Annotated in this window: 21 protein-coding genes and 2 pseudogenes; 13 read left to right on the forward strand and 10 right to left on the reverse strand. The window is 60.1% G+C overall.

Annotated elements, in window-relative coordinates; genetic code table 11:
• Positions 1-68 precede the first annotated feature (68 nt).
• Entirely contained in the window at positions 69-986 is a 918-nt protein-coding gene (locus MHI61_RS28850; protein WP_239793372.1) for an AraC family transcriptional regulator, read from the forward strand.
• A gap of 12 nt (positions 987-998) precedes the next feature.
• Here the strand turns inward: MHI61_RS28850 and fhuF are convergent, their stop codons facing one another.
• Together fhuF and MHI61_RS28860 are read right to left on the reverse strand one after the other, a co-directional pair.
• Positions 999-1,784: a siderophore-iron reductase FhuF gene (gene fhuF / locus MHI61_RS28855; RefSeq protein WP_239793373.1), complete on the reverse strand. Its 786-nt coding sequence runs from the start codon at positions 1,782-1,784 to the stop codon at positions 999-1,001.
• Between the two features lie 4 nt (positions 1,785-1,788).
• On the reverse strand, positions 1,789-3,960 hold the full coding sequence (locus tag MHI61_RS28860) for a TonB-dependent siderophore receptor (protein ID WP_239793374.1): 2,172 nt from the start codon (positions 3,958-3,960) through the stop codon (positions 1,789-1,791).
• Positions 3,961-4,064: 104 nt separating this feature from the next.
• Here MHI61_RS28860 and MHI61_RS28865 point away from each other — a divergent pair, with 104 nt between their 5' ends.
• Positions 4,065-4,247: a hypothetical protein gene (locus MHI61_RS28865; RefSeq protein WP_239793375.1), complete on the forward strand. Its 183-nt coding sequence runs from the start codon at positions 4,065-4,067 to the stop codon at positions 4,245-4,247.
• A gap of 205 nt (positions 4,248-4,452) precedes the next feature.
• Here MHI61_RS28865 and MHI61_RS28870 read toward each other — a convergent pair whose 3' ends face one another.
• Positions 4,453-5,217, reverse strand: coding sequence for an IclR family transcriptional regulator (locus MHI61_RS28870; RefSeq protein ID WP_222138173.1), 765 nt, complete (start codon positions 5,215-5,217; stop codon positions 4,453-4,455).
• Positions 5,218-5,410: 193 nt separating this feature from the next.
• Between MHI61_RS28870 and MHI61_RS28875 the strand changes: the two genes are divergently transcribed.
• The 9 genes and pseudogenes from MHI61_RS28875 to MHI61_RS28915 all read left to right on the forward strand — a co-directional run bounded on the left by MHI61_RS28875 (position 5,411) and on the right by MHI61_RS28915 (position 14,974).
• Positions 5,411-6,985: an ABC transporter substrate-binding protein gene (locus MHI61_RS28875; protein ID WP_239793376.1), complete on the forward strand. Its 1,575-nt coding sequence runs from the start codon at positions 5,411-5,413 to the stop codon at positions 6,983-6,985.
• 144 nt (positions 6,986-7,129) lie between these two features.
• A complete protein-coding gene (locus tag MHI61_RS28880) occupies positions 7,130-7,984 on the forward strand; it encodes an alpha/beta hydrolase (protein WP_239793377.1) in 855 nt (284 codons plus the stop codon).
• Complete coding sequence (ggt, locus tag MHI61_RS28885) at positions 7,981-9,591, forward strand: gamma-glutamyltransferase (protein ID WP_239793378.1); 1,611 nt, start codon at positions 7,981-7,983, stop codon at positions 9,589-9,591. Before MHI61_RS28880 ends, ggt begins: the two co-directional genes overlap by 4 nt.
• An 11-nt stretch (positions 9,592-9,602) precedes the next feature.
• Positions 9,603-10,577, forward strand: a complete 975-nt coding sequence (locus MHI61_RS28890) for an ABC transporter permease (RefSeq protein WP_239793379.1) — start codon at positions 9,603-9,605, stop codon at positions 10,575-10,577.
• Between the two features lie 3 nt (positions 10,578-10,580).
• A pseudogene (locus MHI61_RS28895) lies at positions 10,581-11,496 on the forward strand (ABC transporter permease).
• On the forward strand, positions 11,493-12,470 hold the full coding sequence (locus tag MHI61_RS28900; RefSeq protein WP_239793380.1) for an ABC transporter ATP-binding protein: 978 nt from the start codon (positions 11,493-11,495) through the stop codon (positions 12,468-12,470). The pseudogene MHI61_RS28895 and the gene MHI61_RS28900 overlap by 4 nt, the downstream one beginning before the upstream one ends.
• Positions 12,467-13,473, forward strand: a pseudogene (locus MHI61_RS28905) (ABC transporter ATP-binding protein). The gene MHI61_RS28900 and the pseudogene MHI61_RS28905 overlap by 4 nt, the downstream one beginning before the upstream one ends.
• A gap of 275 nt (positions 13,474-13,748) precedes the next feature.
• Positions 13,749-14,423, forward strand: coding sequence for a L,D-transpeptidase (locus MHI61_RS28910; protein ID WP_239793381.1), 675 nt, complete (start codon positions 13,749-13,751; stop codon positions 14,421-14,423).
• Positions 14,424-14,437: 14 nt separating this feature from the next.
• Positions 14,438-14,974 (forward strand): OmpA family protein, encoded by a 537-nt coding sequence (locus MHI61_RS28915; protein WP_239793382.1) that lies wholly within the window; start codon positions 14,438-14,440, stop codon positions 14,972-14,974.
• Between the two features lie 60 nt (positions 14,975-15,034).
• Here the strand turns inward: MHI61_RS28915 and MHI61_RS28920 are convergent, their stop codons facing one another.
• Positions 15,035-17,494 carry a glycoside hydrolase family 3 C-terminal domain-containing protein gene (locus MHI61_RS28920; protein WP_239793383.1) on the reverse strand — a complete coding sequence of 820 codons (2,460 nt, stop codon included), beginning with the start codon at positions 17,492-17,494 and terminating at the stop codon, positions 15,035-15,037.
• Between the two features lie 187 nt (positions 17,495-17,681).
• Between MHI61_RS28920 and MHI61_RS28925 the strand changes: the two genes are divergently transcribed.
• Positions 17,682-18,311, forward strand: a complete 630-nt coding sequence (locus MHI61_RS28925) for a TetR/AcrR family transcriptional regulator (protein ID WP_097607288.1) — start codon at positions 17,682-17,684, stop codon at positions 18,309-18,311.
• 124 nt (positions 18,312-18,435) lie between these two features.
• Here MHI61_RS28925 and MHI61_RS28930 read toward each other — a convergent pair whose 3' ends face one another.
• The 6 genes from MHI61_RS28930 to MHI61_RS28955 all read right to left on the reverse strand — a co-directional run bounded on the left by MHI61_RS28930 (position 18,436) and on the right by MHI61_RS28955 (position 23,780).
• The gene (locus MHI61_RS28930; protein ID WP_239793384.1) at positions 18,436-18,771 is read right to left on the reverse strand and encodes a hypothetical protein; all 336 of its coding nucleotides are present in this window, start codon (positions 18,769-18,771) and stop codon (positions 18,436-18,438) included.
• 107 nt (positions 18,772-18,878) lie between these two features.
• Positions 18,879-19,871: an inositol 2-dehydrogenase gene (gene iolG / locus MHI61_RS28935; RefSeq protein ID WP_239793385.1), complete on the reverse strand. Its 993-nt coding sequence runs from the start codon at positions 19,869-19,871 to the stop codon at positions 18,879-18,881.
• Between the two features lie 42 nt (positions 19,872-19,913).
• A complete protein-coding gene (locus MHI61_RS28940) occupies positions 19,914-20,717 on the reverse strand; it encodes a TIM barrel protein (RefSeq protein WP_239793386.1) in 804 nt (267 codons plus the stop codon).
• 81 nt (positions 20,718-20,798) lie between these two features.
• Positions 20,799-21,593 carry an ATP-binding cassette domain-containing protein gene (locus MHI61_RS28945; protein ID WP_183843101.1) on the reverse strand — a complete coding sequence of 265 codons (795 nt, stop codon included), beginning with the start codon at positions 21,591-21,593 and terminating at the stop codon, positions 20,799-20,801.
• Between the two features lie 2 nt (positions 21,594-21,595).
• Positions 21,596-22,717: an ABC transporter permease gene (locus tag MHI61_RS28950; protein ID WP_239793387.1), complete on the reverse strand. Its 1,122-nt coding sequence runs from the start codon at positions 22,715-22,717 to the stop codon at positions 21,596-21,598.
• 121 nt (positions 22,718-22,838) lie between these two features.
• Entirely contained in the window at positions 22,839-23,780 is a 942-nt protein-coding gene (locus tag MHI61_RS28955) for a sugar ABC transporter substrate-binding protein (protein ID WP_097607294.1), read from the reverse strand.
• Between the two features lie 173 nt (positions 23,781-23,953).
• On the opposite strand from MHI61_RS28955, the gene MHI61_RS28960 reads away from it, so the two are divergent.
• Positions 23,954-24,949: a LacI family DNA-binding transcriptional regulator gene (locus MHI61_RS28960; protein ID WP_239793388.1), complete on the forward strand. Its 996-nt coding sequence runs from the start codon at positions 23,954-23,956 to the stop codon at positions 24,947-24,949.
• The last annotated feature ends 53 nt before the right edge of the window (positions 24,950-25,002 follow it).

Raw genomic sequence — 25,002 nt, forward strand, 5'->3', positions numbered from 1 at the left:
ACAGATGTAGACGGCGATATCGCTACTGAATATAATGCATCGTCCTTGTTTCATTATCAGGAGTATCGATGAGCGACCCTTTGGCTGATATCGTCACACTGCTGCAGCCAGCGGCGCGCTATTCAAAGCTCGTCAGCGGCGCAGGGACGTGGCGCGTCGAGCGCCAGGAGACGGGTCAGCCCTTCTACTGCGTCGTCCTGGAAGGTTCTTCGCGGCTGAGCGCGGAGGACAAGCAGATCACACTACGCGAAGGCGACTTCATCCTGATTCCGGCGGCCCATGCCTTCACAATGTCGAGCCTCGATGACGGATTATCGCCCGGCATCGATCCCCTCACCGTCACCGTGCTTCCTGAAGAAACCCGTCACGGCGATCCCGAAGGGGCTCCGAATGCACGATTGCTGGTCGGCCACTTCGCTTTCGGCTCGCCCGATGCGGCCCTGCTGGTTTCCCTGCTGCCGCGGATCATCCATATCCGTGGCGACAGCAGACTGTCGGCGATCGTTCAACTCGTGACAGACGAAGCCCGCGCCGAACGGCCGGGAAAGAACATGATCCTGGCGCGGCTGTTGGAAGTCTTGCTTGTCGAGGCGCTGCGCTCGAATGCCGGGGAGAAGGCGCCGCTCGGCATCCTGCGGGGTTTGAGCGATACACGCCTCGCCCTGGCCATCCGCCGGCTGCATGACAATCCGGCCTGGGAATGGACGGTGGAGCAGCTTGCCGGCGAGGCTGCCCTTTCCCGGTCGGCGTTTTTCAACCGCTTCCGCCGCGCTATCGGCCTGACGCCAATGGAATATCTGATATCGTGGCGCATGGCGCTCGCCAAAAATCTGCTAAGGCAGGAGGATATCGGAATTCAGGAGATTGCCGAGCGCATCGGCTATGGCTCGGCAAGCGCGTTCAGCACGGCATTCACGCGCTTTGCCGGATTGCCTCCGTCAAGATATGCCGAGCAGACAAAGACCATTTCAAACGCCGCCGCCTGACTGCGAGCGGCGTCAATGCCGTCCGTCCGGCAGCGGACAGGCTTCGCCGCAGCCGCCGACGCCCGGCAGATTATAGCGCAGGCAGCAGACCTTGCGGCGGGCGAACTCCAGCCCGCATTGCTGGCGCGCCATGCGGATCATGCCGAACATCGGGTTGCGCCCGCCGCCCGGCCACTCAGCATCGTTCAGCAGCGCCAAGCCGCCCTCGACGAGTCCGGGCTCGTGCCGGTGAGCGATCTCTTTGAGGATCCAGGAGAGATAGGCCGCGGCGTTGTTCCAGAGAAGCTTCGGCGCGACGCCGGCATTGGCAGCGATCGCCGCAATGACCGGTTCGGCGTGACCGAGCATCAGCCGGTGAAGCTCGGCTGTCGGATCGGCCGCAGCCTCCGGGCGATCGGACATCACGAATGCTTCCGGCTCGCCTGTCTCACCGTTGCAAACGAGCGACAGCCGGTCGATGTCCAGCGGTAGCGCGATGCGGTTCACGAACATGTGGACGCTCGGAGCGATCGTCAGCATGCTGAAATAATAAAGCGTCCACATGGAGACGATCGCGCGGCGATCGCTGCCCGGAAATTTTTCGGCATAGCGGGCGATGATGCCGTCAAAAACGTCCCGGTCGCCAAGGTCGCTGCAGGAAACGACGATCCCGGTCGGTGGCGGAGAGGCAAGCAGCTTGCCGCGGCAATAGGCGAACGGGCCATCGCCCACCAGACCGTCGAGGTCGACAGCCTGGTGGGCGACAGGATGATCGGCGATCGAAGGGCGCGAGACCGCCCCGTTCATCTCTGCCGCCATGGTGCTACCACCGATACTTCAGGGTGCCGGTCATGTTGCGACCCTGGCCGAGGTAGCAGAAGCCCTCTTCGCAGACTGTTTCGCGCTGATCACCGATGTTGCGGATATTGAAGGCTGCCGTAAGTCCTTCATATTTCTTGTCGACGGCGCCGAAATCATAGGCGAGTGCTGCGTCCACATAGAAACTTGCGGAATTCTTCGAGGTGTTGGCGACATCCGTCCAGGTCTCGCCGATGTAGCGTACGCCGGCGCCCATCGACAGACCGTTGAAGGGGTTGCTTTCCTGGAAGGTATAATTCGCCCACAGGCTCGCAACATGGGTCGGGGTGATGGCTGGCGTATTTCCGACGTTGTTGCCCCCGGTTATTTCCGAGTCGTTGTAGGTGTAGGCGGCAATAATATCGAGGCCGTCGGCGATTGCCGCACGGGCTTCAAGCTCGATACCCTTTCCCGTCACCTCGCCCTGGGAGTCGTAGGCGAAGGTCAGCGGGTCGGCAAGCCGCGGCTTGTTTTGCTCGACGATGTGATAAGCGACAGCCGAGAGCAGGATGTCGGAGCCGGGCGGCTGGTATTTCACCCCGAGTTCGAATTGCTCGCCCTTCGTCGGCGGAAGAATCGTGTTGGTTGCCGACCGGTTGGTGACCGGATCGAAGGAGGTAGCGTAGGAAGCAAATGGCGCGATGCCGTTGTCGAAGAGGTAAAGCGCGCCGGCCTGCACGGAGAAGGCATTTTTGTCGACGTCTTCCGAGCTGACCGTGGGCAAGGTCGAATCTCGCGTCTGGTTCACCCAGGTCTGCCGACCGCCGAGGTTGAAGCGCCAGTTTCCGACCTCGATCTGGTCCATGACGTAAATGCCGACCTGCCGCATGTCGGCCTCGGACGCCAATACATTATAATCCGGCGTAGCGCCCGAGACTCCATAGGTCGGATTGGCAATATCGAAGTCGAATGCCGGATCTGCGGCTCCGGCGCCGTAGCCAAAGCTCGACTGGAGATTGGTGTAGTCGAGCCCGAACAGCATCGTATGCGCAAGCGGGCCTGTATCGAACTTCGCCTCGAGCTGATTGTCGACCTGGAAAACGTTCATTTCGTCCCGGATCGCGTTGGTGCCGCGATGCGCGACGGTCCCGGTCCAGCTGGCAACACCCAGGTAGCGAGCCTCCAGATCGAGATGCGAATAACGCAGGTTCTGCCGGAAGGTCAGGCCGTTGTCGAATTCATGCTCGAATTGATAGCCGACTTGCTGCTGCTTGACCTTTTGATAGTCATAGTCGGGATCGCTCGCCCTGAGATCGAGAATCCTGCCGTCCACCGTTGTGATCGCGCCGACATTGGCGTCGATCTCGTCGGACTGCGCCAGACCATACACCGTGAAAGTCGTGCCTTCGTCAGGCTTCCAGGTGAAGGACGGCGCGAACAAATAGCGGTCGTCGGCAATATCGAAATTCGTGTCGCCGCGGCGGGCGACACCAACGATGCGATAGAGAAAATCGTCGTTGCCCTCGCTGATCGGCCCACCGAAATCGAACATCCCCTGCACCCGGTCCTTGGTGCCGTAGGTAATGCCGACTTCGCGGATCGGCTCCTCGGTCGGAAGCTTCGATATCTTGTTGACGAGGCCCCCCGGTGAACCGGAACCGTAAAGAACGGAAACCGGTCCCTTGATCACCTCGACGCGCTGCAGCTGATAGGGATCGGTGCGGAACATCCCATAATTGATGTAGGGCTGGCGCAATCCGTCACGATAGTCACCGACCGTCGTGGCGTTGTAGCCGCGAATGTAGATCTGGTCGAAACGCGGGTCGAAGCCGCTCGTTCCCGTCGTCACGCCGGCGGTGTAGCGCACCGCCTCGATGACCGTCTGCGCGCCGCGCTGCACGATTTCCTTCTCGGTGGTGACCGACACGGAACGCGGCGTCTCGACGAGCGGCGTGCTGATCTTGGTCGCGCCGGCGCTGTTTTTGGCGGTGACCGACGTCCGGTCGGTCTTGCTATCAGAGGCTGCACCTTGGATGACGATCGGTTCCAGCGTCGTCGCCGTGTCGCCGGTGGTGGCGCTCTGGGCGGAAGCCGGCGATGCCGCGATGCCGGTCAGGACGATCGCCGTCGTGGCAAATAGGGTATCTCTATAAATTCGTGATACATTATTAGAAACGTTCAAAAAAACACGCGCCATTGCTTGGTCCCTACGTCATAGATGCGCGCGGAACCTATGGAGCGAAGAAAGCCTTGTCAACATAAGATGATTATTTTTGTCATCTTTTAATCGATGATTTTTGCATGTGCGGCGTTCCCGAACAGGTTGCACGCGTCTTCGAGGCTCGGCCCGGTCTCTGCCTTGGGTTCAACCGCACAAACACCAAATTGGAAGTGGGCAATGCGCTCGCCGGGGACGCCGTTTTTCGCGAGGGATATGGCTACGAAGCCGGTGCCCGACGCGCCACCACCAGCCTGACCATTTGACAGATATCCTACGGTCAGCCTTTATCGGCGATGCGAGAAAGCGACCCGGCATTGACATTGAAATCGATGAAGCCGCTCACGCGCGCACTGCTTTACGGCGGTCAATGATATCGACCTGACAGTTGCCGCCGGGAGACGCTGCCTAAGTTTGCTTAACAAACGAGCTGAGCTTTGGTTCGCCAAAGGGGCGTCGAACCGCAAACCTCTACCATCCCAGTCGGGCCGATATCTTGCTGGCGGCCTCCTTCAGCAGAACGATAAAGCGGTCGACGTCGCTTTTTTGCGTGCGGAAGGCCGGTGCGCCGACATTCACTGCGGCGATCACGGATCCGTCGAATGCCAGAACCGGCACTGAGACGGAGACAAGCTGCTCGCTGACTTCACCGTAACTCACACAAAATCCCTGGCGGCGGATTTTATCCAATTCGGCGACCAACTTGCTGCGATCCGTGATGGTGCGCTTGGTCAGCCGGGGCAAGGTCTCCGGGATCATTTGCAACTGCACCTGGGGGTGGAGATAGGCGAGAAGCACCTTGTACGAGCCGGCCGTGAGCGGCCGTCTTCGACCGATCATCGCCTGCACCCGCAAGTCGCGCATCGGTTCGAACTTTGCAATACACAGGGATTCGCCATTGTCGATGATCCTGAGCTGGGTCGTTTCGTTCGCCTTCTGGCCGACTTCTTCAAGAATAGGATTGGCTATTCGCACCAGATCAACTTGTGTCGAGGCAGCGGTTCCGAGAATGATCGCAGTCGTCCCCAGCCGGTAAGTGCCTGTATCGCTCTTCCGCACCAGGCCGCGCCGTTCCAGTGTGCGTAACATGCGCAAAATTCTCGGTTTGGTTTCCCCGAGGTTCTGCGCCACCTCGGTCAGTCTGATATCCGGGTTTTTGGCGACGTTCAGCAATACCTCGATGCAGACATCAACAGATTGCACGATATCGCTTTTTGATGGTTGTCTTTTGTCCATGGGACCAGAATTTTCTCCGCGACCAAGGCTGAAGGAGTGGCATAATTTCAGGTTACGCTTATCGTAACGCTCTTGTTTTCCGTTTGACAGCCCCCTTGAGGCCCCCTTACCAATTTGTGTCAAGAGCGGACGGGAACCTGCTCGCACCGACCGGGCAAGGTCGGCCCAAAAACGCTAAACCGGGATGGAAGAAATGGCCGCAAAAACATTGACGCGGGCAGCGATCGGGCTGCTTGGCACGATTGCTATTCCTGCTATGGTCGCCGCACAGGAAACCCGGCTGACGATCGGGATGTCGACGACGCCGACGACGCTGGATCCTCATGAAGACAGTTCGGCGCCAAACAATGCGACCTCGCGCCATATCTGGGACAGCCTCATAAACCTCACGGGAACGTCGGCAAATGCGCCGGAACTCGCCACCGAATGGAAGGTCGTCGACCCGACCCACTGGGAATTCAAGCTGCGGAAGGGCGTGAAATTCCATGACGGCAGTGAGTTCAACGCCGATGACGTCATCGCTTCGCTTCTGCGTGCCCGCGACAAGCCCAGCCAGAGCTTTGCTTCCTACACCCGCAATATTGTCAATGTCACGGCCACCGATCCCTATACCATCGTCGTCGAGACCAAGGTTCCGGATCCGATCCTGCTGAATTCCGTCAGCCGAATCCGCATTATCAGCGCCGATTGCAAGGAGGCGCCGGTCCAGGATTTCGACAACGGCAAGTGTGCAACCGGAACCGGGGCCTATTCCTTCGTCTCCTATTCGCCAGGCAGCAACCTGACCTTGAAGCGCAATGACAGCTATTTCGCTGGCCCCTCGCACTGGTCGAACGTTACGCTGCGCTTCCTGCCCGATGACGGCGCCCGTCTGGCATCGCTTCTTTCCAACGAGATCGACATTGTCGAAACCCTTCCTGCCGATGGAATGGCACGCGTGGAAGCGAGCGATAATCTGCAAGTCATCAACGGCCTGTCTTCCCGCTTCGTCTATCTTGGCCTCGATGTCAGCCGCGATGTTTCGCCTTTCGTGAAGGCTGCGGATGGTTCCGATCTCGACAAGAACCCGCTCAAGGATGAACGGGTGCGTCGGGCAATGCTGATGTCGATCAACCGGCCGGCAATCGTCGACCGCGTCATGCAGAAGAACGGCACGGTGGCCGATCAATTCGTCACCCAAGGCTATGCGGGCTATTCCGAAAAAGTCGAGAAGGTGGGTTATGATCCCGCCGCCGCCAAGGCGCTTCTGGCCGAGGCCGGTTATCCCGATGGCTTCAGCCTGACCCTGCATGGCCCCTCTGGCCGTTATGTCAAGGATGCCGAAGTTCTGCAGGCGGTCGGCCAGATGTTCACGCGCATCGGCATCAAATCGAAAGTCGAGGTCCTGCCCTGGTCGATGTATTCGGAAGCCTATTCAAAAGGCACCTACAGCACCTATTTCGGCTCCTGGGGTGTGAACACCGGCGAAACCACCAATCCGACTGTCGCGCTCGTCGCGTCGCGCGACGAGAAAAAGGGGACCGGCAGATATAACGGCGGCGGCGTGTCCGATCCGAAGATCGACGAGGTACTGGCCAAGGCGAGTTCGACACTCGATGAAGCTGCACGCGCGCTGCTGCTCGAGGAGCTGTCGACCGAGACCTTCAACAACCTCTGGCTCCTCCCCATGCATTACGAAAACGTCGTGCTGGGTGCAAAGAAGACCGTGTCCTACACACCGCGCGGTGACAAATATACGCTCGCTTACGACGTGAAGCCGGCGGATTAATGCATGTCGTCCAAAAGCGTACAGCGGTTTTGGGACAAATAAAGATTTGAAGTGCGTCGCATCGATCCAATCGATGCGGCGCGGTTTAAAACAGCAGCATGGGACCGCCGAGGCCGCCCTTTCTTCATCTCCCAGGAGACATTCATGCAGGAACTTGGAACGGGCGAAGCCGTCGCCCGGGCGAAGGCCATCTATGACTATGGCCAGACGGCCATTTTCGCCTCTCAGGCCGATCCTCGCCTCCATATGGTGCTTTATGTGCCGCCGACGGCGGCAGATGGCCGCAAGCTCGACCTCCTGGTCGCGGTCCACGGCACCGGGCGCACATCGGCTATCGATTTCCGCGACGGTTTTGCCGAATTCGGGCTCTACAACGACTGTGCCATCCTTTGCCCGATCTTCCCGGTTGGCGTTCTCGGTGATGGTGCGCGTTCCGGCTACAAGTTTCTCGAGGAGGGCGACATCCGCTACGATCGCGTCGTCCTTGCCATGGTCGAGGAAGTGGCCGAAAAATACCGTCAGGACTGGTCTAAATTCGCCATGTTCGGCTTCTCCGGCGGCGGCCATTTAGTGCACCGTTTCGCCATCCTGCATCCGGAAAAACTCTGGGCGGCATCGATCGGCGCACCGGGTTCCGTCACCCTTCTGGATCCGACGCGTGACTGGTGGGTCGGCATCCGGGATCTGGAGGCGCGCTTCGGCAAGGCCTTCCGGTCGGAAGAACTCGCCAAGCTGCCGGTGCATATGATCGTCGGCGACGCCGATCTGGAGACCTGGGAAATCACCCATAAGCCGGGCGGCAAATATTATATGGATGGCGCAAACGATGCCGGCAAAACGCGGCCCGAGCGGCTTGCCGCCCTGGCGAGCTCATTCCGCGAAGCGGGTGTCGACGTGACGTTCGATCGTATTCCTGGCGTCTCTCACGACCGAATGAAAGTTCTCGGTCACGTCAAAGCCTTCCTGGCAAAGGTGCTGAAAGAGCGGCGCGCGAAATGAGAAATGCAACGATCGTGGCGCCTCAGCCGGAGGCAGTCGAAGCCGGCGCGGAAATTCTCGAGCGCGGCGGCAATGCCATCGACGCCGCACTCGCCTGTGCCTTCGTCCAAGGCGTGGTCGACCCGCAAATGGCCGGCATCGGCGGCTTCGGCTCCATGCATGTCTACATGCCGAAAAAGGGCGTGCACGAGATCCTCGAATTTTATGCGCGCGCGCCGCTCAAGGCTGCGCCGGACATGTGGCTCGACAAGATCAAGCACCAGAGCCGCGACGGCTTCGGCTACGTCCTTGAAGGCAATATCTCCGATATCGGCTACCTTGCCGTCTGCACCCCCGGCTCGCTGAAGGGCTATGAGACCGCGCTGCGCGCCTACGGCACCTTCGAGTGGACCGATCTCATCAAGCCGGCCATCCGCCTGGCCCGCAACGGTTTCATGATCCGAAACCACATGCATTGGTATTGGGCCAAGGACCAGGCGAACGACGGTTTTGCCAACACGATCGACAAGCTGCGCTTTTCCGCAACGGGGCGGAAAACCTACTTCGACGCCGACGGCGTACTCAAAAACGTCGGCGACCTGCTCGTCAACAGCGATATGGCACAGACCCTCGAACGCATCGCGCAAAGCGGCGGGTCAGACATTTTCTATCACGGCGACCTGGCCGAACAGATCGCCGACGATTTCAAGGCAAATGGCGGTTTGATCGATCGGGAAGATTTGGCGCGCTACGAATTGTCGAAGGTAAAGCCCGTTTGGGGCGACTATCGCGGCAACCGCATTGCCACCTCACCGCCTCCAGGCTCGGGTTTCCCGATGCTGGAACTCCTGCATATCATGGAGGAGTTCGACGTCGGCTCGCTGCAGCATGGCAGCGCGGAGCATATCCGCATCCTGTTCGAAGCCATGAAGCGAATGACGATAGACAAGGACGCGCATATGGGCGATCCCGCCTATGTCGACGTGCCTTATGAAAGGCTGCTGTCGAAAGAGCATGCGCAGGCGCATGCCCACGCGATCAAGGCAGGCGAGGTCGCCAGCGTTTCGCGTCTTGATGGCTCGCAGCGCGACACCACCCACATCTCGGTGATAGACAAGGACGGCAACGCCGTCGCGATGACCCACACCCTCGGCAGTCCCTCGGGCGCGATCACCGATGGCCTCGGCTTCATGTATAATGGCACGATGAGCCGCTTTAATCCGGTTCCGGGCAAACCCGGCTCCATCGCGCCCGGCAAGCGGCGTCCAAGCTCGGCGGCACCGACGATCGTCTTCAAGGGTGACGAGCCCAGCATCGTCATCGGAGCGCCGGGCGGCAGCTATATCGCACCGGCCGTTGCGCAATGCCTGATGAACATGATCGATTTCGACATGTCGGTGCTCGAAGCCGTCTCGGCGCCGAGGATCGTAGGGGTGTCAAACACGATCGACATCTGCAATCGTATTCGACACTCTGTCGAGGACGAGCTGCGGACGCAGGGCTACCAGGTGGCGCGGTCGCCGCAGACATACGCATTCGCCGCAGTCCACGCGATCAAGATTGAAGGCGGTGTCTCTAAAGGAGCCGCCGATCCGCAGCGCGACGGGATGGCGATCTCCGTCGCCTAAGGAGAGGTTCTATGATCACATCCATTATCCGGCGATTGATACAGGCGCTCTTTGTCATTGTCGCGATGACGATCATTGTCTTCATCGGCGTCAATGTGATCGGCAATCCGGTCGACATCCTCATCAACCCCGACGCCAACCAGGCGGAGCGGGCACTCGTTATCGCGCATTACGGTCTGGATCAGCCGCTCTGGAAACAGTATCTGCTGTTTCTTCAAGGGCTTCTGCACGGGGACTTCGGCAACAGCTTCGTTTATGGGCGGCCGGCGCTGGGTCTGATCCTCGAACGTCTCCCGGCAACGCTCGAACTGGCGATCACGGCTCTCGGCATCGCGCTCTTGTTCGGCTTGCCGCTTGGGCTGTATGCAGGGCTTTACCCCAATCGGATTTCCTCCAAGCTCATCATGAGCGGCTCGATTCTGGGCTTCTCGCTTCCGACCTTCTGGGTCGGCCTCATGCTGATCATGGTGTTTTCCGTCGAGCTCGGCTGGTTGCCGACGAATGGCCGCGGCTCGACGCAGGAACTGCTTGGTGCACAATGGTCGTTTCTGACCGGGGACGGCATCCGGCACCTCTTATTGCCGGCCTTCAACCTGGCTCTGTTCAAGACGTCGCTCATTCTGCGGCTGACCCGTGCCGGCGTGCAAGAGGTCCTGCCCCAGGACTATGTGAAGTTTGCCCGCGCCAAGGGGTTGCGAGAGCGGCGGATCATTTCCGTGCACGTTCTCAAGAACCTGATGATCCCGGTGGTGACCATCATCGGCCTCGAGTTCGGCTCGCTTATCGCCTTTTCGGTCGTCACCGAAAGCATCTTTGCGTGGCCGGGCATGGGCAAGCTCATCATCAACTCGATCAACCTTCTCGATCGCCCGGTCATCGTCGCCTACCTGATGATGATGGTCCTGCTCTTCGTCGTCCTCAACTTCATCATCGATATCTGTTATACCCTTCTGGATCCGCGGGTCCGGCTGGAAGGAAAGGCTTGACCCATGGCCGAACCAAACACGCAAGACACAAGCGCTCCAACGCCCGAACCCAGTCGTCTGTCGAAAGGGATCGCGGATTTCTTCAGCTCTCCGGCAGCCGCGATCGCCTTCCTCACGCTGGTGATCATCTGTTGCCTGGCGCTGTTTGCGCCATGGATCTCTCCGCAAAATCCCTATGATTTGATGCAGCTCGACATCATGGATGGTCGACTGCCGCCGGGGTCCGAAATCCATGACCGGGCTTGTCTATCACCTCGGCACCGACAGCCAGGGCCGCGATATCCTGTCCGGCATCCTCTATGGCCTGCGCACCTCTTTGCTGGTAGGCGTTCTGTCGGCTTTCGCTGCTGCCATCATCGGAACCTCGGCCGGATTGTTCGCCGCTTACATGGGAGGGCGCACGGAAACCGCGATGATGCGGCTCGTCGACCTGCAGCTCTCTTTTCCCACCATATTGATGGCGCTGATGATGCTCGCCGTGCTCGGCAAGGGCGTGCCCAATGTCGTGATCGCACTGATCATCGCCGAGTGGGCGACCTATGCCCGCACGGTCCGCGGCACCGCTCTGGTCGAGCGCGAGAAGGAATATATCGAGGCGGCCCGGATGCTGCGCCTGCCCGGATGGCGCATCCTCTTCAGGCACCTGCTGCCGAACTGTCTTGCGCCGGTCATCGTCATCGCCACCATGCAGATCGCCAGGGCAATCGGCCTCGAAGCAACCTTGTCCTTCCTCGGTCTGGGTGCATCCGTGACCGAACCCTCGCTCGGCATGCTGATCTCGACCGGCTACCAGTATCTTCTGACGGGCCTCTACTGGATCAGCTTCTTCCCCGGCATTGCGCTTCTAATCACGATCGCGGCGATCAATCTCGTCGGCGACCGGCTGCGCGATGTGCTCAACCCGAGGAACATGTCATGACCCCATTGCTGCAAGTGAGCAATCTCGTCACCGAATTCGGTAGCGGCAAAGGTCGCCCCAGTCTTTGCGCCGTCAACGACGTATCGTTCACGGTGGAGCGCGGCAAGGTTCTTGGTCTTGTGGGGGAATCCGGATCCGGAAAGTCGGTAACCGGCTTCTCGATCATGCGGCTCCTCGATAGACCCGGCCGGGTGGCCGGCGGCCAGATCATCTTCGACGGCGCCGACATCGCGAAATATTCGGACGAGGAGATGCGGCAGCTGCGCGGCAAGCGGATCGCCATGGTATTCCAGGATCCGATGATGACTCTCAACCCGGTCCTGACGGTCGGTACGCAGATGGTGGAAGCCGTCCAGGCACACGACCGGGTCTCGAAGGATGCCGCCCGGCAGCGGGCGCGGGATGCTTTGGCGCTGGTCGGAATACCAAGCCCTGAAGAAAGGCTTGCCGCCTACCCGCATCAGTTTTCCGGCGGAATGCGTCAGCGCGTGGCGATTGCCATTGCGCTTCTTCACAAGCCCGACCTTATCATCGCCGATGAACCGACAACAGCGCTTGATGTGACGATCCAGAGCCAGATCATTTCCGAATTCCAGAAGCTCACGGAAGAGGGAAATACGGCGGTGATCTGGATCACCCACGATCTGGCGATCGTCTCAAGATTGGCCGACGAGATCGCCGTCATGTATGCCGGCCGCCTCGTCGAGACCGGCCCAGTGGGCAAGGTTCTGACCGATCCTCACCATCCCTACACCGCCGGTCTGATCGCATCCGTTCCTTCGCAAAACAGACGCGGAGAGCCCCTCCACCAGATTCGCGGCATGACGCCGGCAATCAACCGCCTTCCACAGGGATGCAGTTTTCGTACGCGCTGTGACCGGACGACTGACGGCTGTCTGGTCATGCCGGCGCTCATGCCGGAAGGCGACCGCTCCTTCCGCTGCATTCATCCCGTTACGAAAGAGATAGCATGATGACGGCGATCGCCACGCCCCTGATCGAAGCGAGGAACGTGTCGCAGCGCTTCGGAGCCAAGCTCGACCTGGCCGCCAAGATCGCGCATAAGCTCAAGCTGGCCAAACCGGCACCTGTTGTTCAAGCGCTTGATAACGTCAGCCTTAGCATTCGACCCGGAGAGGTTGTCGGCCTTGTCGGCGAGAGCGGCTGCGGGAAGTCGACCCTCGGCCGCGCCATTGCAGGGATCACGTCGCCCAGCCACGGCCACATTCTCTGGAAAGGGATCGACCGAAGCGCCATGTCGAAAGGCGAGCAGCATCAGTTCGGTCTCGCCAGCCAGATGATCTTCCAGAACCCGATGGCGGCTCTCAACCCGCGCATGACCATCGAGGAGCTTATCTGGGAAGCGCCTCGAACGCATGGACTTGCCCGCTCGACGGAACGCGACGCCTATGTCGACAGATATCTGATGCTGGCCGGTTTCGACCCGGCCATGAAAAAGCGATACCCGCACCAGTTTTCCGGTGGCCAGCGGCAGCGCGTCAATATTGCGCGCGCACTCGCCGTGCAGCCGAAATTCCTCGTCTGTGACGAAAGCGTCGCAGCGCTCGACGTCTCCATCCAGGCTCAGGTCATCAACCTGTTCATGGAACTTCGCGACAAGCTTGACCTGACCTATTTGTTCGTCAGCCATGATCTCGGCGTTGTCGAACATATTTCCGATCGCGTTGCGATCATGTATCTCGGCCGGATCGTCGAAGAGGCGCCCGTCGAGGAGGTTTTCAGCCGGCCCAATCATCCTTACACGAAAGCGCTCTTGGCCGAAGTGCCGCGCATCGAACCCGGCAAGCGGCAGTTCAAGCCCGTCGATGGCGAGCTTCCCAGCCCGATAAACCCGCCGGAAGGCTGTCACTTCCATCCGAGATGCCCGTTTGCGATGGATCGCTGCCGTCTGGAAGTGCCCGCAAAAGGGAAGTTGCACCGGGGCACCTGTCGGCTTGCCATCTTAACGATGCATGACCCCGAACTCGCTCCTGGAACCGTGAGCGCAGTCGACCGCATACGCAGATATTTTCGAAGCGGCGTCAGGACTGCTGACAAGGATCCATCCGTTCAAGTGATCTGCGGGTTGCAGGGTGTAGCGTTCTCCTCTCGATTAACGATCGAAGCAAATATATCCAGAAGACCGCAACTCGATCCCGGTCTTTAGGAAGCGAAATAATTTTCTGTTGTCGCCAATGAAAAATCTGATTTACTGATACTCCGCTGCTTTGGCTTTGAGGGGGATATTGCCGATGGTGGGGACCCGCAGGGATATTTTGCTTGGTGGTTTGGCGTTACTTGGCGCCGCTGCAGTTTGGAAACCGGCATTCGCCGCAGCCTCGTCCTATTTTGACGGCACCCTCGTCGACAATGGCGTGACGTTCCGAAAGACCAACCTCGCCAAGATCGACAGGAAGTGGCACCGCCAGGTCGTCAAATATTTCAGCAGCGAGCCGATCGGCACCGTCGTCGTCGATACCAGGCACCATTTTCTCTACGTGATCATGGAGAACAAGACCGCCATCCGCTATGGGGTCGGCGTCGGCCGCGAAGGCTTCAAATGGTTCGGTCGCGCCACGATCGACGCCAAATCGCTTTGGCCGCGCTGGACGCCGCCGCCGGAGATGCGCAAGCGCCATCCTGAACTGCCCGAATTCGTCGCGGGCGGTTCACCGAAGAATCCGCTCGGGCCTCGCGCCATGTATCTGCATCGTGACGGCGCCGATACCGGTTATCGCTTCCACGGCACGCTGGAGCCATGGAGCATCGGCAAGGACGCCTCCAGCGGCTGTATCCGCATGTTCAACGAAGACGCCATCGATCTTTACCAACGCTGCCCGATCGGCACGGCTGTACAGATTCTGCCGCATATTGCCGACCAGGCCGAAAGCACCACGCAGGTCAGCCAAACAACCCCGGTCGAATAAGGAACCTTACCCTGATGTCTGCTACGACCGGATACACGAGCCGCCTTCTCGCCGCGGCCATGCTCCTGGCGCTTGCCGCCTGCTCCACCACCGAGATCGCCTCCCTGGAAGAACCAACTGCGGCGCCGATGACCGGCCAGACCAATGATCCGGCGCCGGGGTTCGAAAACGTCGCGACCGGCAGCGAAGAGGATTTCATCCTCAATGTCGGCCGGCGGATCTATTTCAAGCAGGATTCCGCCGCCCTCGATTCCGTCGCCATGGCAACGCTGGATAACCAGGCCGCCTGGCTCACCAGAAACCCGACCTGGCTGCTCAAGCTGCAGGGATTTGCCGACGATTCCGGTTCTGCCTCCCAGATGGAAACGCTGTCGCAGAAGCGCGCCGATGCGGCGATGGCCTATCTCGCCTCGAAGGGCGTCGACCCGAAGCGCATGTGGGCCAAGGGCTATGGCAACGATCGAGAAGTTCGCGACTGCACGGACCGCTCCTGCAAGGTGCAGAATCGGCGTGTCGTCACCAACCTGCGTGCCCAGCCGGACGCGGCCTGATCGCAGATTGGGCCAATCGACGCTTGCGTAGACGCGCCAGCCGTATCCCGGGCCTCTATTCTAGGAGGGCGGCAACTCGTAGCTGGATGGTGACGGCAGATCGAGCACGAACCTGATATCCGCAGCGTTCGCCGCCACGACCAGCTGGTAATTGCCGGCTTCGGCACGGAAAGCGCCGGCTTCGACGTCGAAATAAGCGAGATCGCGCGGCCGGATTTGCATTATCGCCGTGCCGGTCTCGCCGGGCTGCAGCGATAATTTGGCGAAGGCGCGCAGCTCCTTGTCCGGCCGCGCCACTTTGGTCTTCGGCGAACGCACATAGAGCTGCACTAGTTCGGAGCCGGCCCGGTCGCCGATATTGGTCAGGTCGACGCTGACGGTGACGCCGTCGGAAGCCATTTCGCCGGCCGACAGCCGCGGCTCGCTCCAGCGGAAGCGGGTATAGCCGAGCCCGAAGCCGAAGGGGAAGAGCGGCTCGACGGCGTGTGTATCGTGATGACGATAGCCGACGAAGACGCCTTCGGCGTAACGCACATGCCCATTTTGGCCGGGATAGACGGCGGGATCGCCCGTCATGGCGGAATTGTCGGTCAGCGTCTTCGGGAAGGTCTGCGGCAGGCGCCCACTCGGCTCGACATCGCCGAACAGGACATCGGCGACGGCATTGCCCAGTTCCTGCCCCGGATACCAGATCTGCAGCACGGCGCGAACCTTGCCGAGCCAGGGCATTTCCACCGGACCGCCGGTCTGCAGCACGACCACCGTGTTGGCGTTGGCGGCCGCAACCCGCTCGATCAGTTCCTCCTGCCGGCCGGGCAGCCGCATGTCGGGCAGGTCCAACCCTTCCGTATCCCATTCGCCGTCGCGGCCGACAAAGAGAAGCGCCACATCGGCATTGCGCGCCGTCTCGACGGCCAACTCGATATCGGTCTCGCCGAGCGGCTTTTCGACGCCGAAGCGCACAGCGATGAGGTTGATGCCCTCCTCGGTCGCGGTGGACGGCTCATATTCGACGGCGATCTTGTATGACCGTCCGGCCTCGAGGGAGACCGCCCCGCGCTGCTCGTCATTGGCCGTGCCGAAATAGTTCTCGCCGCGCGTCCAGCCGTCACGGCCATCGACCGTCAGCCGGCCATCGACGAAGAGCCGCGCCAGTCCGGCATTGGTCATGCCGAAGACATGATCGCCGCTCTCCTCCGGCACGAACTGCATCGTCATGCGGGCTGAAAAATCGGCAGGGTCGAGATCGCCCGACGGCAGCTCGAACCAGAAGAATTCGCCCTTGTCGACCGTTTCGACATGCAGCGGCTCGCCCTTGCAGCCGCGGCCCTTGAAATATTCGACCGAAATCTTGCCCTTGAACACGTCGATCAGGCGGTTGTGGCGGCAGCCGACCGCGTGGCTGATGCTGTTGGCGTTGGAGAGGGCGGCGCGGATGCCTTCGAGCGGGCTCACCGTATAATGCGCGGCGATCTGCGCGCTGCCGCCGCCCATGACGCGCGCGCTTGCGGCATTGGGGCCGATGATGGCGATGCGATCGAGGGAGGTTTTGGCAAGCGGCAGGATGCCGTCATTCCTGAGGAGCACAGCGCCTTCCGCGCCGAGACGCCGGATCAGCGCCCTGTCTTCCGGCAGGTCGACCGCCCGTTCGCTCAGATCGGGTTTCTTCTCGAACGCACCGACCCGCTCGAGGAGAAGCAGCATGCGCCGCGCCGCAGCGCGTACCGTCGCGGCCTCGACCTTGCCCTCGCGCACGGCCGTGACCAGTTTGTCGCCGCGGTCGCGCGCCGGACCCGGCATTTCGAGATCGAGGCCGGCATTGATCGTCTCTTCAGTCGAATGCGAACCGAACCAGTCGGACATGACGATGCCGTCGAACCCCCACTCCTCGCGGAGCAGCTTGGTCAGCAGCCACTGATGCTCGCTCGTATAGGTGCCGTTCAGGCGGTTATAGGAGGACATGACGGCCATGACGCCGGCGCGACGCACAGCTTGTTCGAAGGGCGGCAGGTAGATTTCGCGCAACGTCCGCTCGTCGATATCGGAAGACATGGTCTGCCGCTCGATCTCGGATTCATTGCCGGCGAAATGCTTGATCGTCGCTGCGATCCCCTCGCCCTGCACGCCCTCGATATAGGCAACGGCCAGCTCGGCGGTCAGCATCGGGTCTTCGGAGTAACATTCGAAATTGCGTCCATTGAGGCCGGAGCGATGGATGTTCACCGTGGGCGCCAGCAGCACTGCGGCACCCTTGCTCTTTGCCTGGCGCGCAAGGGCTGCGCCCATCTGATGGATAAGTTCGGGATTCCAGCTGGCGCCGAGCGCGATGGCGACGGGAAAGCAGGTCGCCTTGACGCCGGCGACCAGCGAGCCGGCGCCGCGCGCGCCGTTCGGTCCATCCGTCACCTTGATCTTCGGCACGCCGAGACGCTCGACCGGAACCGTCGTCCAGAAATCGGCGCCGGACAACAGCGAGACCTGCTCTTCGAGCGTCATCTGGTCGAGAATGGAATCGATCATGCAAACCTCCCTGCTACGACTCCGGATCCAAGACGCGATCCGGGCGCTTTGATCATTAAACCTACCGATTACTCGGTATTTTTAAGATGTCAACTGCCACTGTCTGGTGTATGGGTAGAGAGCTTGCAGGGCTGCAGCCTTGCCGATTGGCGCGTCGCCGTTAAAAGGAGGCAAACGGAAAGAGACGATGGCAGAACAAGGGACCGGCCCGAGGGAAAAGCAGCGGCGCAAATCCAGCAAGGGGGAGGCGCGCCGAGCGGAAATCCTTGCGGCGGCGATGCGCCGCTTCGCCGAAGACGGCTATCAGAATGCCGCCATTGGGGATATCGCCCAAGATGTCGGCCTGTCGCTGCCCGGCCTGTTGCACCATTTCCCGACCAAGGTCGATCTCCTGCTCGCCATTCTGGACAAGCGCGATTTGGAAAGCGCAGATTTCATCGACCACTATCGTTTGGACCTTCGGGGCCTGCTTAAAGGCATGGTCGCCGTCTTCCGTCGCAACGCCGAAATGGTCGAGGTCACCAGGGCTTTCGCCATCCTCAATGCCGAAAGCCTGATGAAGGACCACCCCGCCAAGGCCTGGTTTCTCGATCGCGCCACGCAGATGCAGAAGCATATCGCCGCGACCTTCGAACGCGCCGCCGCCGATGGCTCGTTCGCCAAGAACATCGATAGCAAGGCGATGGCGGCCGAACTGATCGCCGTAATGGACGGCCTGCAGATGCTCTGGCTGCGCGACCCCGATCGCTTCGATATGGTCGGCGGGCTCGAAGCCTATGTCAGCCGCCTGCAGACGAGCCTCGGTCTGGATGGCTGAACGCGGATGGAGTGCAGATCGCAAGGCCTGGCATTTGTCGCCTGCCGGCGGTTGCCTGCTCCCCTCATGCGTCCCCTGGCGGTTACTCATTCCTTGCCGGCGGCGACTTCAAGCAACGGACATCCTACCCGACATTGCGCGGTGGCGGCTGAGGGACTTGGTAAGGCGGCGACATGCCTTTGGAGCGTTCTCGAATATAGCAGGCACAGAGATCCTTCAGACCGCGGTATGATCCAAATCCGAGAAAGCTGCTCAGCCGTATAACTGTCGTTTGCGAGACGCCGCATTTTTTTGCGACTGAAGCAGCACTTTCGAAGGCCACCATCTCCGGATGCTCAAGCATCCGCCTTGCAACCTGTTCCACCTGGTTAGGGAAAAAGATCCTTCCTTCGGCAATGGACTGCTTTAGTTCCTGAAAGGTTTGAGGACGTTGATCTTTCATAGGACGCGTGGCTGACATTTGGCGCCTCCGTGGCAGATGCATTTCGCGCAGGACAAGTCGACTCTGCATTCGGGGAGTCGGGCGATGCAGGCGAGCCACGAGGAGCGAACTGCATCGCCTTGACGTCAATCGACGGCAACTGGCCTGCCTGTCTGCCAGCTCACTGTGGCGGCCTCCGCTAGTTTTTGAGCCTGAAGCCCATCCAATCCACCTGGCCTCGGCGATGGGTTGCCGCTGTCGATCGTTTCGATGAAGGCATTGATCTCGTTGGCATAAGCCTGCGCGTAGCGTTCGAGAAAGAAATGTTGAACGGGATCGCCGCTGATGCCGTTCGCATTGGAAAGCTCGACGCTCGTCGCGGCGATATTCTTCGCTGCAAGCATACCGGCAGCACCATGGACTTCGATGCGCTGGTCGTATCCATAAGTCGCCCGGCGCGAATTGGTGATGACAGCAATGCGGCCCGAAGCCGTCTGCATCTGGACGGCGGCGGTATCCACATCACCCTCGGCCCCGATCGCCGTGTCGACGAGAGACGACCCAAGCGCGTTCACGACGACGAATTCCTCGCCCATGAGGAAGCGGGCCATGTCGAAGTCGTGGATCATCATGTCGCGGAACAGACCACCGGAGGATTTGACGTAGTCGGCAGGCGGCGGCGCTGGATCCCGGCTGGTGATCGTCACGATTTCGATTGCGCCGACATCACCCCGACGCAGGCGCGCTTCCACACTCGCGAAGTTGGGGTCAAAGCGGCGATTGAAGCCGATCATCAAGGTCGACCTGTTTTTCTCAACGACCTCGAGGCAGGTATTGATGCGCTCGACCGACAGGGATACCGGCTTTTCGCAGAGGATGGCCTTGCCGGCGCGCGCCGCCGCCTCGATGAGATCGGCGTGGCTCGGGGTCGGCGTCGCGATGAGGATCGCATCGACGTTCGAGGAGTTGATGACATCCTCCGCCTCGGCAACCTCGGCGCCCGTCCGTGCGGCAAGCTCTTCTGCTGATGCCTTGAAGGCATCCGCGACATAGGCAAGCTTCGCATTGGGGTTCGCCGCGATCGTTGTTGCATGCACTTTGCCGATCCGGCCGGCGCCGATCACTCCAAATCTGATCATTGATGTCTCTCCATTATATGTAAGTCTTGACTATCGAAACCTTCAAACGGTGAAGGCGTCGCGGAAGCGGGCAAGCGCCGTCTCGTCGTCTCCGGACGCCCATGCCTCCATGCCGATCGTGCCGCGATAGCCCATGTCCTTGAGCGCGCGGGTAATTGCCTTGTAGTTGATCTCGCCGGTGCCCGGTTCCATGCGACCGGGCACATCCGCCACCTGGATTTCGCCGATATAGGGCAGCGCGCGCCGGCATAGCTCGATCAGGTTTCCTTCGCCGATCTGGGCATGATAGAGGTCCAGATTGAGCTTCAACGCCGGCCGGTTAACGGACGAGACGAGCGCCAGCGTATCCTCTGCCTTGGCAAACGGCGTCCCGGGGTGATCGACTGCCTGATTGAGGTTTTCGAGCACGAAGGTCACACCCTCCTGCTCACCGAGGTCGGCGATGCGGTTAAGCGTATCGCGCGCCTTGAGCCACATGGAACCAGTCACTTCGTCAGCCTTGACGACCGGCAGTCCATTGCCGTCGAGACCCGTACCGTGCAGGTTGAGACGTGGGCAGTTCAGCTCCCGGGCAATCGGGATCGATTGCTTCGCGGTTCGCAGCAATTCTTCTGCGCCATCGTCGTCGGCGAGCGTGCCGGTCACATAGCCAGTCATCGACGAGAAGACCGCCCCGGATCTCGCAAGGGCTGCGATGTCATGCTTCGTCCAGTCCCAGATCTCGGCCTGGAAGCCGAGTTCGGTGATCCGCTTCAGCCTGTCGACAACAGGAAGCGACTTGAAAACCATCTCGGCGCAGACCGCGAGCGTGAAGGGGGATGAGATATTCGATGAACCGTCGTTCATGACCGTTTCCATGTTTGATGACTGAGAAAGCGGGCAGCCTTTGAAAGCCAATGGTCGCCGCCTCCGGGTAAAGCCAGGACGCTAGATGGTACCGCCGAGCTCATCGGAGAGTTGCTGCAGTTCCTTGCCGCCGGCCATGAGGTTCTGAAGTTCGTCCATCGCGATATCCGCCTTGGCAAAAGTGCCGAGCGTCTGGCCGCGATTGAGAATGGTGAAGCGGTCCGCCACGGCATAGGCATGCCGAACGTTATGGGTGATGAAAATCACGCCCAGTCCGTTCTGTCGGACCTGGTGGATGTATTTCAGCACCATCGAGGTTTGTGCCACGCCGAGCGCCGATGTGGGCTCGTCGAGAATAAGGATCTTTGCGCCGAAATAGACCGCGCGCGCAATCGCAACGCATTGGCGTTCGCCACCGGACAAGGTGCCCACCGCCTGATTGGGATCGCGGATATCGATGCCGATTTTGCTCATCTCTTCACGGGTGACATCGTTGCAGTGCGCGAGGTCGAAGTGACGGAATGGGAAGATGCCTTTGCGCGGCTCCCGCCCCATGAAGAAATTACGGGTGATCGACATCAGCGGAATCATGGCGAGATCCTGATAGACCGTCGCAATCCCTGCATCGAGGGCGTCGCGCGGGCTGCGGAAATTGACCGGCTTGCCTTCGACCAGAAACGCACCTCCGCTTGGTCGGACGACACCGGACAGCGTCTTGATCAAGGTGGATTTGCCCGCGCCATTGTCTCCGAGGAGACAAAGCACCTCTCCGGCCGACACTTGCATCGACACGCCGTTGAGAGCGATCACGGAGCCGTAGTGCTTGACGATATCGGTTACTTCGATGATCGGTGTTCGGTTGTTGACGTCTGGCATGATCAGCGCTCCCCGGTAACCTTGCGGCGGATGAAATTGTTGAAGAGAACAGCCAGCAGCAGCATCGAGCCGAGGAAGACCTGAAACCAATCGGAGTCGAACCTGGTATAAGTCAGGCCGATGGAAACCGAGCCGAAGATGACGGCTCCGAAGAAGGCGCCGATCGCCGAACCATAACCGCCTGTGAGCAGGCACCCGCCAATGACGGCGGCGATGATCGCCTCGAACTCTTTCTGAAAACCGCGCCGGGCGTCGGTTGAGCCGGCGTCAAGCACGGTGATGATGGCGACCAGCGCGGCAGCACACGCCGTCAACGCGAACAGGCCGGTTTTCACCCTATGGACCGGGACACCTGAGTTTCTTGCTGCATTCGGATCGCCACCGGCTGCGAAGATCCAGTTGCCCATGCGGGTGCGCAGCAGGACCCATGTTGCAGCCAGGGCAAGCACGACGAACCACAGGACCGACACGGGGATGCCCGTGACCTTCGGCAGGCCGTTCGGGAACTTGTCGATCAGGTCGTGATCTGCGAGCCAGACGAATACGCCCCTCAGCGCATCGCCGGAAAAGAGCCCGAGCAGCGGACTGTCCTTCACATGGTCGCCGATGCCGCGAAGCTGCGTGGAGCCGCCGGTGGCCCATTTCAGACCAACGAGGGTCAAGCCGCGCAGTATGAAGAGAAATGCCAGGGTCACGATGAACGACGGCAGCCTGGTGTGAATGACTATCTGCCCATTGATCGCGCCCATGAACGCCGCAAACAGCATTGTCATGACGATGGCAACCGAAAGCGGTTGACCAAAATTGGTCAGGATGACGCCGAAGATCAGTCCTGCAAAAGCCACCATCGAGCCGATCGAGAGATCAAACTCTCCGCCGATCATGAGCAGTGCCGCCGCAATGGCGAGGATTCCCAATTGCGATGCCGGCGCCATGATGGTCATCAGGCCCGAAAGAGAAAACATCGTCGAATCTGCAGTGAGAAAGAAAAAGACGATGACGAGAACAAGGCCCGCCACGGCGCCCAATTCGGGCCGCCGCATCATATGTGTTAAAAAACTCACTTGTTTGACGCGCTCATCGACCGTCGGCGCGGCCGCCGGGTTCTGCTCAAGCGAAGCCATAACTCCTCCCGTGGAATCTTTGTTTTGAGGTAGCGGCGGCGCTGCTCGGCAGCGCTCTGTCAACGAGGCCCCTCCCCTTGAGGGGAGGAGATTCTGAGAGAATGCCTTCCGTCAGTTCTGGTCAGCGAATGCCCTTGGCGGAAAGATCGACGACCTGGGCGGCCTTTTCCTTGGTGATAAGGTTGGGGCCGGATGGCACATTACCTCCAGGGATCAGCCCGTATTTGGCGGAGTTGGCCAGAAACACGACAGGCAGATAGCCCTGCAGGAACTGCTGCTGATCGATCGCGAACGCTGCCTTGCCGTCGGCCACTGCCTTCAGGAAATCTGCCGAAAGGTCGAAGGTCGCAACGTTGACCTTGCCGGTCATTCCGACATCCTCGACAGCCGCCAGAGACGGCTCGCCGGCGGTGCCGGCGCCGAGCGCCATGACGGTATCGACAGCGGCATTGGAACTCAGTGCCGCTTTGACCTTTGCCCGGACGTCGGCCGGATCGTTGCTGACGGGCAGAACCGTAACCTTGCCGCCAAAACCGTCTGCAAAGCCCTTGCAGCGCAGATCGAGCGCGACATTGCCGACCTCCTGATTGACGCACAAACCTTCTTTGCCGCCCAACTCATGCAGCTTTGCACCGGCGGCCTTGCCGGCGGTGTATTCGTCCTGGCCGACATGCAGAAGCGCCCCCAATTCCTTCGAGACGTCGGATCCGGAGTTGATCGAAATAACCGGAATGCCGGCGGCCACGGCCTTCTTGATGGACGGGCCGAGCGCCGAGGCGTCCGGAATGGAGACGATAAGGCCGTCAGGCTTCTGATTGATGGCCGCATCGATGAGCTGCCCCATTGACACCATGTCGAAGGTTTCCGGCGCCCGATAGTCGACGCCGACGCCGATATCCTTGGCAGCTGCGTTGACCCCGTTCTTAACCACGGACCAGAACGGATCATTGGCCTGGCCATGGGTGACGGCAACGATGCGAATGTCCGCTGCGTTGACGATTGCTGAAGAGCACATGAACGCGACCGCGGCCCCCGCGAGAAGCGATTTCAAACCAAATTTCATTTAACCCTCCCAAAAACAGTCCGCGTCATGCGGACCCGCGATTGCTACCGGTTGCAACTCCTTTGCTACCGGTAGCAAACTCCGACAAGTTACTTTATTGTCGGCAAAAATCAAGCATCCATTCCATTTTTATTTTTTTGTGGAATATTCATTCCAGTCGGCAGGAGATAGGCATGCGCAAACGGGCGACAGCGAAAGAGGTGGCGGAAGCCGCCGGCGTATCGAAATGGACAGTTATCCGTGCGTTTACACCAGGTGCATCCATCACCGACGCCAGCCGGCAAAAAGTGCTTCAGGCCGCCGAGGCGCTGAACTATTCGCCGAACTTGCTTGCCCGCAGCCTCGCGACAAACATCACGCATCAAGTGGCGGTTTTCGTCGACGACTTCGCCAATCCGCACAAGCTTCCGGTTCTGGAAATGCTCACCGAGCGCTTGCAGGCGGAGGGACTATTGACGGTATTGATCAATATCAATCGGCATTTCGATCACGTTCACGCGCTGATCAATGCCGACCAACGGCAATTCGACGCCGTGATTCTGTTCGGTACGGCATTTCGCGAGGAAACTCTCGGCGATCGACGCCTCGGCCCAGGTTTTCCGCCGATGTTCGTTCTTGCAAGAGACAGCCAGATTCCCGGTGTCCCTGCAGTCGCCTGCGATGCTGAACTCGCCCTCAGCCAAATGGTCGATTACCTGTTCGACAAGGGGTATCGCCGTCCGGGTTTTATGACGGGAGCAAGAACCCTGTCGACGGCACTCGGCAGGCGCCATCACTACGCGAATTTCTGGCGACGGAAGGGCGTGTGGAGCGTCGTAGAGCTGAACGCAGACCGATACAGTGCCGACGCGGGCGCCGAGGCGGTGCGAACCTATCTAAGCGCGACCTCCTCCTCCTCGCGGGTCGATGTATTGATGTGTGAAAATGACATTCTGGCGTTAGGAGCCATGGCCACGGCCCGCAGTGAATTTGGTTGCCGCGTTCCGCAAGACCTTGCGGTGGTCGGCTTCGACAATATCGAGCTCGGCGCGGCGCCCGCCTATGGCCTGACGACTTACGAGCAGCCCACTTATGAAATGATCAACACGATCGTAGAGATGATTATCGGAGCCCGCGCCGTCGAAACAGTCACCTTGCCAGGGCATCTGGTTCCCAGGCTATCCGCCTGATTGCCGGTTGACGGGGACCGCGCCAGATACGACTTATGGCATCAGCGCCGGAA

Origin of the sequence: Rhizobium sp. K102 (assembly GCF_022385315.1) — a bacterium.
In the GTDB taxonomy this organism is placed as follows: Bacteria; Pseudomonadota; Alphaproteobacteria; order Rhizobiales; family Rhizobiaceae; genus Rhizobium; species Rhizobium croatiense.

Bases quoted from the DNA above. Each gene is read 5' to 3' on its own strand.
- MHI61_RS28850 (WP_239793372.1), top strand. From the start codon at position 69: ATGAGCGACCCTTTGGCTGATATCGTCACACTGCTGCAGCCAGCGGCG.
- fhuF (WP_239793373.1), bottom strand. From the start codon at position 1,784: ATGGCGGCAGAGATGAACGGGGCGGTCTCGCGCCCTTCGATCGCCGAT.
- MHI61_RS28860 (WP_239793374.1), bottom strand. From the start codon at position 3,960: ATGGCGCGTGTTTTTTTGAACGTTTCTAATAATGTATCACGAATTTAT.
- MHI61_RS28865 (WP_239793375.1), top strand. From the start codon at position 4,065: ATGTGCGGCGTTCCCGAACAGGTTGCACGCGTCTTCGAGGCTCGGCCC.
- MHI61_RS28870 (WP_222138173.1), bottom strand. From the start codon at position 5,217: ATGGACAAAAGACAACCATCAAAAAGCGATATCGTGCAATCTGTTGAT.
- MHI61_RS28875 (WP_239793376.1), top strand. From the start codon at position 5,411: ATGGCCGCAAAAACATTGACGCGGGCAGCGATCGGGCTGCTTGGCACG.
- MHI61_RS28880 (WP_239793377.1), top strand. From the start codon at position 7,130: ATGCAGGAACTTGGAACGGGCGAAGCCGTCGCCCGGGCGAAGGCCATC.
- ggt (WP_239793378.1), top strand. From the start codon at position 7,981: ATGAGAAATGCAACGATCGTGGCGCCTCAGCCGGAGGCAGTCGAAGCC.
- MHI61_RS28890 (WP_239793379.1), top strand. From the start codon at position 9,603: ATGATCACATCCATTATCCGGCGATTGATACAGGCGCTCTTTGTCATT.
- MHI61_RS28900 (WP_239793380.1), top strand. From the start codon at position 11,493: ATGACCCCATTGCTGCAAGTGAGCAATCTCGTCACCGAATTCGGTAGC.
- MHI61_RS28910 (WP_239793381.1), top strand. From the start codon at position 13,749: ATGGTGGGGACCCGCAGGGATATTTTGCTTGGTGGTTTGGCGTTACTT.
- MHI61_RS28915 (WP_239793382.1), top strand. From the start codon at position 14,438: ATGTCTGCTACGACCGGATACACGAGCCGCCTTCTCGCCGCGGCCATG.
- MHI61_RS28920 (WP_239793383.1), bottom strand. From the start codon at position 17,494: ATGATCGATTCCATTCTCGACCAGATGACGCTCGAAGAGCAGGTCTCG.
- MHI61_RS28925 (WP_097607288.1), top strand. From the start codon at position 17,682: ATGGCAGAACAAGGGACCGGCCCGAGGGAAAAGCAGCGGCGCAAATCC.
- MHI61_RS28930 (WP_239793384.1), bottom strand. From the start codon at position 18,771: ATGTCAGCCACGCGTCCTATGAAAGATCAACGTCCTCAAACCTTTCAG.
- iolG (WP_239793385.1), bottom strand. From the start codon at position 19,871: ATGATCAGATTTGGAGTGATCGGCGCCGGCCGGATCGGCAAAGTGCAT.
- MHI61_RS28940 (WP_239793386.1), bottom strand. From the start codon at position 20,717: ATGAACGACGGTTCATCGAATATCTCATCCCCCTTCACGCTCGCGGTC.
- MHI61_RS28945 (WP_183843101.1), bottom strand. From the start codon at position 21,593: ATGCCAGACGTCAACAACCGAACACCGATCATCGAAGTAACCGATATC.
- MHI61_RS28950 (WP_239793387.1), bottom strand. From the start codon at position 22,717: ATGGCTTCGCTTGAGCAGAACCCGGCGGCCGCGCCGACGGTCGATGAG.
- MHI61_RS28955 (WP_097607294.1), bottom strand. From the start codon at position 23,780: ATGAAATTTGGTTTGAAATCGCTTCTCGCGGGGGCCGCGGTCGCGTTC.
- MHI61_RS28960 (WP_239793388.1), top strand. From the start codon at position 23,954: ATGCGCAAACGGGCGACAGCGAAAGAGGTGGCGGAAGCCGCCGGCGTA.